This is a genomic window from Aeromicrobium sp. REDSEA-S32_B7, from assembly GCF_001626145.1.
In the GTDB taxonomy this organism is placed as follows: domain Bacteria; phylum Actinomycetota; class Actinomycetes; order Propionibacteriales; family Nocardioidaceae; genus Aeromicrobium; species Aeromicrobium erythreum.
In genome coordinates, this window is the sequence record NZ_LUNF01000049.1 from 1 (window position 1) to 8,107 (window position 8,107).

Below are 8,107 nucleotides of genomic sequence, written 5' to 3' on the forward strand. Positions count from 1 at the left end.
CCGCCGGGCGAGGTCGCGGGTGCCGAGCAGGTCGAGCGTCAGCAGCACGGCGGCCACGGACGTCGCGCCCACCGTCACCACGACCATCGCGATCCAGAACGGGTCCTGGACGCCCAGCCGGTCGAGCAGCACGAACGAGAGGAGCGCGCCCGGCGGGTGCCCGGCCACGTGCGTGTGCCAGTTGTCGGGCGCCGACGACGGGATCCGCTCGACGAACTCCCGCAGCATCGCGGGCACGTCGCGCACGGTCTGCGCGTCGTGCGGGTACTCGCTCGTGCGGCCGTAGACGCGGGCGAACCCGTAGCGACCGTCGCTCAGCCCGAGCGCGCACGTCCAGAGCCATCCCGCGAAGGTCGTCAGCACGACCACGACGCGCCAGGGCAGCTCGAGGCGCAGACGCGGCAGCGCCGACCACAGCAGCACCCCGGCCGCGACCGCCACGAGCAGGAGCGGGTCGAGCCGTGGACCCCACCACGCGTGCAGCGGCGGGAAGTGCACGCGCACGTCCTCGTCGAGCAGCAGCGGCACGACCATGGCCGCGACGACGAGCACGAGTCCGACGAGCGCCGACACGACGGCCGGGCGGGGGCGGGCCTGCATGGCGCCACGCTAGCCCGACCGTGACCGCGCCGCAGGGCCGCTGGTTGACGTGCGGGGTCGTGCCATCGCCCGTAGTTTCGGGGGATGGTCGATGCAGGCGTGACGTGCGACGTGGTGGTGCCGTGTCGCGACGAGGCAGCGGCCCTGCCGCTCGTCCTCGCCGACGTCCCCGCGGGTCTGCGGGTCGTCGTGGTCGACAACGGCTCCACCGACGGCACCGCCGACGTCGCCCGCTCGCTCGGCGCGGTCGTGGTGCACGAGTCCCGCCCGGGGTACGGCGCAGCGGTGCACGCCGGCGTCGAGGCGGCCGAGGCGGAGTACGTGGCCGTGATCGACGGCGACGACTCGATGCGGCTCGCCGACCTCCTGCCGATGCTCGACGCCGTGCGCACCGAGGGCGTCACCATGGCCGTGGGTCGACGTCGGCCGGTCGCCCGGGGCGTCTGGCCCTGGCACGCACGCGCCGGCACGCTCGCCCTCGCCACCTGGATCCGCCGCTCGAGCGGCTTCGGCATCCACGACCTCGCGCCCATGCGGGTCTGTCGTCGCCAGGACCTCCTCGACCTCGACGTGCGCGACCGTCGCTTCGGCTACCCGCTGGAGCTCATGGTCAAGGCGTCCCGCGCGGGCTGGACGGTCCGTGAGGTCGACGTCGACTACCGACCGCGCGCGGCCGGCACGCGGTCGAAGGTGTCGGGGTCGGTCAAGGGCACCGCCCGGGTCGTCCAGGACTTCGCGAAGGTGCTGCGATGACGCCCGCGCCGCTCGAGCCGCCGTCGACCGGCCCGGTGCTGCTCGTCGTCGCCAAGGCCCCCGTGCCCGGGCTCGCCAAGACCCGCCTCGGCCGGGTCGTCGGGCCCGACGCCGCCGCGGACGTGGCCGCCGCCGCCCTGCTCGACACCCTCGACGCCGTGCAGGCCGCCCGTGCGGTCACGGGCTGGCCGGTGGTGGTCGCGATGACCGGCGAGGTCGCCAGCGCCGCCCGGGCGGACGACGTCCGGGCCGCCCTCGAGCGCACCATCGTCGTACCCCAGCGTGGCGACGACTTCGGCGAGCGTCTCGCCCACGCGCACGCCGACGCCGGCGTGCACGGTCGCGGCACGGTGCAGATCGGCATGGACACCCCCCAGGTGGCACCGGACGACCTCGTGGCCGCGGGGAACGCCGTCGTCGAGGGACGGCAGGTGCTCGGACCGGCCGACGACGGCGGCTGGTGGCTCCTCGGCCTGCCCGACCCGCGCCGCGCCGACGCCCTGCGCGGCGTGCCGATGTCGCGCGACGACACCGGCGAGCTGACCCGCGCCGCGCTCGGCGACGTCGAGCTGCTGCGCGCGCTGTGCGACGTCGACGAGTGGCCCGACGCGCAGTCGGTCGCCAGCGACCTCCCGGGGTCGCGGTTCGCCAGAGCGGTCGACCGGTCCACGACGGCAGGAGCAGGGGCATGAGCCTGGACGACGCCACGTTCGACGCGGTCTTCACCTCCGACGACTCGCGCTTCGTCGACGACGCCGGGGTGGAGGAGCACCTGGCGGTGCACCGGTGGGCGGCCGACGCGGACGACGCCGACCACGCCCTGTTCGTCGACCCCTGCTCGGGACCGACGCTCGACCTCGGCTGCGGTCCGGGCCGCCTCGTGCACGCCCTCCTGCTGCGCGGGGTCGACGCTCTGGGTGTCGACACGTCGCGTGCGGCGCTCGGCCTGGCGAAGGCGCGTGGTTCCGTCGTGCTCCGGCGCGACGTGTTCGACCGGCTCCCCGGCGAGGGCCGCTGGCAGCACGCGCTGCTCGCCGACGGCAACATCGGCATCGGCGGGCGTCCGGCGCGGCTGCTGCGGCGGGTCGGCGAGCTCGTCGCGCCCGGGGGCTCGGTGCTCGTCGAGGTGCGCGAGAACGGCGGGATCCTGCAGGAGAGTCGACGGCTGCTGGTCGACGGTCGCCTGGGCGCACCGTTCGAGTGGGCCGTCGTCGGTCTCGACGCGGTCAGCTACCTGGCCGACCGCGCCCACCTCGTCCACACCCGCACGTTGCAGGCGGACGGCCGCTGGGTGGCCGAGCTGCACCGGCCGGTCCGGGGCTGAGGATCGTGCGCCTGCCCCGCGTCGAGGACTTCGAGGCCCGCGCGCGGGGCCCACGGCTCACGGCGCGGGTCGGCACCTGGCTCGGCGTGGCATTCGGCATCTGCTTCCTCACCGGGATGTGGAGCCACCTGCAGTACGACCCGCCGTCCTGGGCCCCGATCGGGCCCCGCCCCGCGTCGCTCTACCGGTGGACGCAAGGTCTGCACGTCGCCACGGGGATCGCCTGCGTGCCGCTGCTGCTGGTGAAGCTGTGGTCGGTCTTCCCGCGGCTGTTCGCGCGACCGCCGGCCGACGTCCGCCGCCTCGCGCTGCACGCCCTCGAGCGCGGCTCCATCGCCGTCCTCGTGGCCTCGGCGCTGTTCCAGCTCGTCAGCGGGCTGCTCAACGTCGTGCAGTGGTACCCGTGGTCGTTCTCGTTCCGCCCGGCGCACGAGGCCGTGGCCTGGATCGCGGTCGGCAGCATCCTCGTGCACGTGGCGGTCAAGCTGCCGGTCGTCCGCCAGGCCTTCGCGCCCGAGACGGAGCCCGACGTCGAGCGCGCCGGTGCTCCCGGACGTCGCGCCGTGCTGGCGACCGCGCTCGGCGCGTCAGCCGTGGCGACCGTGCTCACCGTCGGGCAGAGCGTGCCGTGGCTGCGCCGCGTGTCGGTGCTCGCGGTGCGCGACGGGACGGGCCCGCAGGGGCTGCCGATCAACCGCACGGCCCGCGCCGCCGGCGCCGTCGAGGCCGCCACCGACGCCGAGTTCCGGCTCGAGGTCGTGCACGGCGACCGCAGCGTCACGCTGAGCCGGGCCGAGCTCGCCGCCCTGCCGCAGCGCACGCACCGCCTGCCCATCGCCTGCGTCGAGGGCTGGAGCCGCAGCGCCACCTGGACGGGGGTGGCCGTGCGCGACCTGCTCGCGCTGGTCGGGGCGCCGGCGGCGTCCACGGTCCGCGTCACGTCGATGCAGACCCGTGGCGCGTTCGCGCGCAGCGAGCTGCCCGCCGTGTTCGTCGAGGACCACCGCACGCTGCTCGCGCTCGAGCTCGAGGGCGAGCCGCTCGACCTCGACCACGGCTTCCCGTGCCGCATCATCGCGCCCAACCGGCCCGGCGTGCTGCAGACCAAGTGGGTACGGACGTTGGAGGTCCGCGCATGAGGGCCGCTCGTCTGCTCCTCGCGCTGCCGGGGGTCGCCGCGATCGTGTGGGGCGTCCTCCTGCTGCTCGACCGGCCCGACGGCCTGGTCTCGGTGCTCGTCTGGGCCGGGGGCGCCGTGCTCGTGCACGACCTCGTCCTGGCGCCCCTGACCGTCGTCGTGGGTGTGCTGCTCGGCCGGCTCCTCCCGCCGGCCACCCGCACCCCGTCCCTGCTGCTGCTCGCCGGCTGGGCGCTCGTGACCGTGGCGGTCGCCAACGTGCTGTCGGGGCAGGGCGGCAAGCCCGACAACCCCACCCTGCTGACCGGCGACTACGGCCTCGCGTGGGGCGTCGCGACGCTGGTCGTCGCCCTCGCCGTCGGCGCCCTCGTGGTCGTCGGCGTCCGGCAGGAGCGTCGCCGTACGTCCGCGCCCTCCTGATGGGTTAGGTTGCTGCCGTGCTGCTGAGCGACCGCGACATCCTGGCCGAGATCGACGCCGGACGGGTGAGCCTGGACCCGTTCGAGCGCACCATGATCCAGCCGTCGAGCATCGACGTGCGGCTCGACAAGTTCTTCCGCGTCTTCGACAACCACAAGTACCCGCACATCGACCCCGCGGCCGACCAGTCGGACCTGACGCGCCCGGTCGAGGTGGCCGGCGACGAGACCTTCGTGCTGCACCCCGGCGAGTTCGTCCTGGGGTCCACGTTCGAGCTCGTCACCCTGCCCGACGACGTCGCGGCGCGCCTGGAGGGCAAGTCGTCCCTCGGTCGCCTCGGACTCCTCACGCACTCGACGGCCGGCTTCATCGACCCCGGGTTCTCGGGGCACGTGACGCTGGAGCTGGCCAACGTCGCCACGCTGCCGATCAAGCTCTACCCGGGCATGAAGATCGGCCAGCTCTGCTTCTTCCGGCTGACGTCCGCCGCGGAGCACCCCTACGGCTCCGCCGCGTACGGCTCCCGGTACCAGGGCCAGCGCGGCCCGACGGCGTCGCGGTCGCACGCCAACTTCCACCAGACGAGCATCTAGACCCGAAGCACGAGCCAGCATGTCGCTACCCCTCTCCATCAGTCCCGAGGTCTCCGACGCCCTCGCCGCCGGCCGGCCGGTCGTGGCGCTGGAGTCGACGATCATCTCCCACGGCCTGCCCCGGCCGGACAACCTCGCCGCCGCGCGCCGCTTCGAGCAGCAGCTGCGCGACGCGGGCGTCGTGCCGGCGACCATCGCCGTGCTCGACGGGCAGCTCAAGGCCGGCCTGAGCGACGCCGAGCTCGAGCGGATCGCGTCCGAGGACGTGCCGAAGCTGAGCATGCGCGACCTCCCGGTCGTGCTGGCGCGGGGCGGCAGCGGCGCGACCACGGTCGCGGCCACGTCGTTCATCGCCGACCACGCAGGCGTGCGGGTCTTCGCGACCGGCGGCCTCGGTGGTGTGCACCGTGGTGCGGACACCTCCTTCGACGAGTCCAACGACCTGAAGGCGCTGTCTGAGGTGCCGATCACGGTCGTGTCCGCGGGCGTCAAGTCGGTGCTCGACATCGGCGCCACGTTGGAGCGGCTCGAGACCCTCGGCGTGACGGTGCTCGGCTACGGCACCGACGAGTTCCCGAGCTTCTGGCTGCGCTCGTCGGGCGAGACCCTCGACTGGACGGTGCCCGACGGTCCGGCCGTCGCCGGGGTCATGGAGGCACGCGAGCAGCTCGAGCTCTGCACGGCGATCGTGGTGGCGAACCCGCTGCCGTTCGACCAGCAGCTCGACCCCGACCTGCACGACCGCGCCCTGGCCGAGGCCCTGCGCCGCTGCGAGGAGAAGGGCATCGAGGGCAAGGAGGTGACGCCGTTCCTGCTCTCGACGATCGTCGAGCTCACGGAGGGCGACAGCCTCGCCGTCAACCTGCGCATCGTCGAGAACAACATCCGGGTCGCGGCCGAGATCGCCACCGCCTGGGCGGAGCTCTAGCCCGTGACGGTGCTCGTCGTCGGCGACGTGGTCGACGACATCAGCGTGCGACCGCTGACGGAGGTCACGCCTGCGAGCGACACCCCCGCCACCATCCGCATGGCGCCCGGCGGCTCGGCGGCCAACGTCGCGGCGTGGCTGGGAGAGCTGGGCGTGCCCACCCGCTTCGTCGGCCGGGTGGGGGCCGACGCCGTCGAGCGCCACACGGCGGCCCTCGCGGCGCACGGCGTCGACGCGCGCCTCGTGGGCGACCCGGAGCTGCCGACGGCGACCATCCTGCTGCAGCTCGACGACGTCGGCGAGCGGACCATGTTCGTCGACCGTGGCGCGAACGGGCGGCTCTCGCCCGACGACGTCGGAGCCGACGTGTGGGACGGCGTCACCTGGCTGCACCTGACCGGCTACTCGTTCTTCGACGAGGGCACCCGGTCGACCGCACTCGGGCTCGTCGCGCAGGCGCGGGCGCGCGGTGCCGGCGTCAGCGTCGACCCGAGCACGGTCTCCTTCCTGCGCGCGTGCGGCGGCCCGACCTTCCTCGACTGGGTCGACGGGGCCGACCTCGTCTTCCCGAACCTCGACGAGGCGCGGGTGCTCGTCGACTCGCGCGGTCCCCAGATCGACCTCGACCACCTGGCCACCCGCTTCGGCGGTGTCGTGGTGACGCTCGGGTCGATGGGGGCGGCCTTCCTCGGTGACGTCGACGGGGTGGAGCGCCGGGAGCAGGTGACGGCGCCGCGGACCTCCGTGGTCGACACGACCGGCGCGGGCGACGCCTTCGCGGCCGGCTTCCTCGCGTGCTGGCTGCGCCCTGGCCCCCGCGACGTGCGGGGCGCGCTCGAGTCGGGCCGGGCGGTCGCCGAGCGGTGCATCGCCGTGCGCGGCGCGCGTCCCCGCGTCTAGCACCTGGCGACTGATTCCGTAGCCCGATCGAGTCATTTCGGCACCTTCCGCAATGTTTTATCCGCGAGCGGCTTCCGTTCCCGTGATCGGTGCGGTTGTATCGAGGTGGGGCCGTCCAGGGGTGGGCCCCAGAGGGAGGACACCGTGTCGATCGTGCCGACGCCACGACGTGGCGACCGTGCCACCCGTCGTGAGCGCCACGCTCGCCCGGCCGGTGTCCTCGACGGCAGTGTCCACGTCGCCGCCGCGGAGCACCGGGTCTACGTCCTGGCCTACTACCGCTCGCCCGAGGCTGCGCGGGACGCCCGCGGCGGCGTCGTGACCACGTGGGCGGACCACGAGAGCGCGCCCGACCGGGTCACGCTCACGGCGCCGGGTCCCGGCACCTGGTACGTCAGCGTCCTCGAGCGCCACGAGGGTCCCGACGGCTTCACCTTCTCGGCGGGGGCCGAGGCGCTCCCGCTGCTGCCCGCCTGAGCGGCGGGCCTGCGGCTGCCATGCTGGACCCGTGAGTGGATCGGTGGGCTGGCGGCACGACCCGCGTCGACGGGCCGTCCTCGCCGTCGGCGTGCTCGTCGCGCTCCTGGCCGGGCTGATGGGCTGGATCGTCGTGGCCCCGGAGAGCACCGGCGTGACGTTCCCGGACGGTCGGGTGGCGTCGGAGGGCGAGACCCGCACCCTGCCGGGCGGTGGGTCGTACGCCTTCCTGCAGACGCAGGCGGACGGCGAGACCCCGGTCGCCTACGACCCGTGCACGCCCGTGCGGCTGGTGGTCAACGAGCGGCTCGCGCCCGACGACGCCGACGCGGTGCTCGAGCGGGCCGTCGCCGAGGTGCGCGAGGCGTCGGGGCTCGACCACGTCGACGACCTCGGGGAGCTCATGCACCCGAGCAGCCCCCGATCCTCCTGGGGCCCGGGCCTCGACACGCCCGACCTCGTCGACGGCGGCAGCGGCGGCGAGGTCGCGACCGGCGTGCTCATGCACGAGCTCGCCCACGTGCTGGGGCTCGACCACGTCGACGACCTCGGGGAGCTCATGCACCCGAGCAGCCCCCGATCCTCCTGGGGCCCGGGCGACCGCGCCGGCCTCGCCGCCCTGGGCGACGCCCCCTGCGCCACCTGACCACCCGCCCCCTCGCGCCCCATCCCCGCTGAGCGTGACGTTCGCGGGGTCGGACCGGCGTTTCTGGCCCGCGAACGTCACGCTCAGGGGGAGCATCGAGCCATGACGAGTCCGATCCAGGTCGCCGACGGCGTGCACCTCGCCACCGGGACCGACGTCAACTGGCTGCTCCTGCAGGACGGTGACGCGCTGACGGTCATCGACACCGGCTACCCCGGCGACGCCGACCGGCTCGACGCGTCGGTGCGGGCGCTCGGCCGCGAGCCTGGCGACGTCGCCGCCGTGCTCGTGACCCACGCCCACGTCGACCACGTCGGCAGCATCGAGC

General features: G+C 74.5%; 11 protein-coding genes and 1 pseudogene. 11 read left to right on the forward strand and 1 reads right to left on the reverse strand.

Annotation, left to right across the window (positions count from 1 at the left end; all coding sequences use genetic code 11):
- A pseudogene (locus A6Q79_RS03565) lies at positions 1-600 on the reverse strand (hypothetical protein); the annotation flags it as partial.
- 84 nt (positions 601-684) lie between these two features.
- Between A6Q79_RS03565 and A6Q79_RS03570 the strand changes: the two are divergent.
- The 11 genes from A6Q79_RS03570 to A6Q79_RS03620 form a co-directional block, all read left to right on the forward strand.
- The gene (locus A6Q79_RS03570; RefSeq protein WP_067853338.1) at positions 685-1,353 is read left to right on the forward strand and encodes a glycosyltransferase family 2 protein; all 669 of its coding nucleotides are present in this window, start codon (positions 685-687) and stop codon (positions 1,351-1,353) included.
- The gene (locus A6Q79_RS03575) at positions 1,350-2,045 is read left to right on the forward strand and encodes a DUF2064 domain-containing protein (RefSeq protein ID WP_286691152.1); all 696 of its coding nucleotides are present in this window, start codon (positions 1,350-1,352) and stop codon (positions 2,043-2,045) included. The genes A6Q79_RS03570 and A6Q79_RS03575 overlap by 4 nt, the downstream gene beginning before the upstream one ends.
- Positions 2,042-2,677, forward strand: coding sequence for a class I SAM-dependent methyltransferase (locus A6Q79_RS03580; RefSeq protein WP_286691153.1), 636 nt, complete (start codon positions 2,042-2,044; stop codon positions 2,675-2,677). Before A6Q79_RS03575 ends, A6Q79_RS03580 begins: the two co-directional genes overlap by 4 nt.
- A gap of 5 nt (positions 2,678-2,682) precedes the next feature.
- On the forward strand, positions 2,683-3,816 hold the full coding sequence (locus A6Q79_RS03585; protein ID WP_286691154.1) for a molybdopterin-dependent oxidoreductase: 1,134 nt from the start codon (positions 2,683-2,685) through the stop codon (positions 3,814-3,816).
- Positions 3,813-4,235 carry a hypothetical protein gene (locus A6Q79_RS03590; protein ID WP_286691155.1) on the forward strand — a complete coding sequence of 141 codons (423 nt, stop codon included), beginning with the start codon at positions 3,813-3,815 and terminating at the stop codon, positions 4,233-4,235. The genes A6Q79_RS03585 and A6Q79_RS03590 overlap by 4 nt, the downstream gene beginning before the upstream one ends.
- 17 nt (positions 4,236-4,252) lie before the next feature.
- The gene (dcd, locus tag A6Q79_RS03595; RefSeq protein WP_253025638.1) at positions 4,253-4,828 is read left to right on the forward strand and encodes a dCTP deaminase; all 576 of its coding nucleotides are present in this window, start codon (positions 4,253-4,255) and stop codon (positions 4,826-4,828) included.
- Between the two features lie 19 nt (positions 4,829-4,847).
- Positions 4,848-5,756 (forward strand): pseudouridine-5'-phosphate glycosidase, encoded by a 909-nt coding sequence (locus tag A6Q79_RS03600; protein WP_286691156.1) that lies wholly within the window; start codon positions 4,848-4,850, stop codon positions 5,754-5,756.
- 3 nt (positions 5,757-5,759) lie between these two features.
- Positions 5,760-6,656, forward strand: a complete 897-nt coding sequence (locus tag A6Q79_RS03605) for a carbohydrate kinase family protein (protein WP_289016666.1) — start codon at positions 5,760-5,762, stop codon at positions 6,654-6,656.
- Between the two features lie 144 nt (positions 6,657-6,800).
- Entirely contained in the window at positions 6,801-7,133 is a 333-nt protein-coding gene (locus tag A6Q79_RS03610) for a hypothetical protein (RefSeq protein WP_253025632.1), read from the forward strand.
- A 31-nt stretch (positions 7,134-7,164) separates the two neighbouring features.
- Complete coding sequence (locus A6Q79_RS03615; RefSeq protein WP_317696353.1) at positions 7,165-7,779, forward strand: hypothetical protein; 615 nt, start codon at positions 7,165-7,167, stop codon at positions 7,777-7,779.
- Positions 7,780-7,881: 102 nt separating this feature from the next.
- Positions 7,882-8,107: MBL fold metallo-hydrolase (locus A6Q79_RS03620; protein ID WP_317696356.1), on the forward strand; the 226-nt coding region annotated here is incomplete at its 3' end.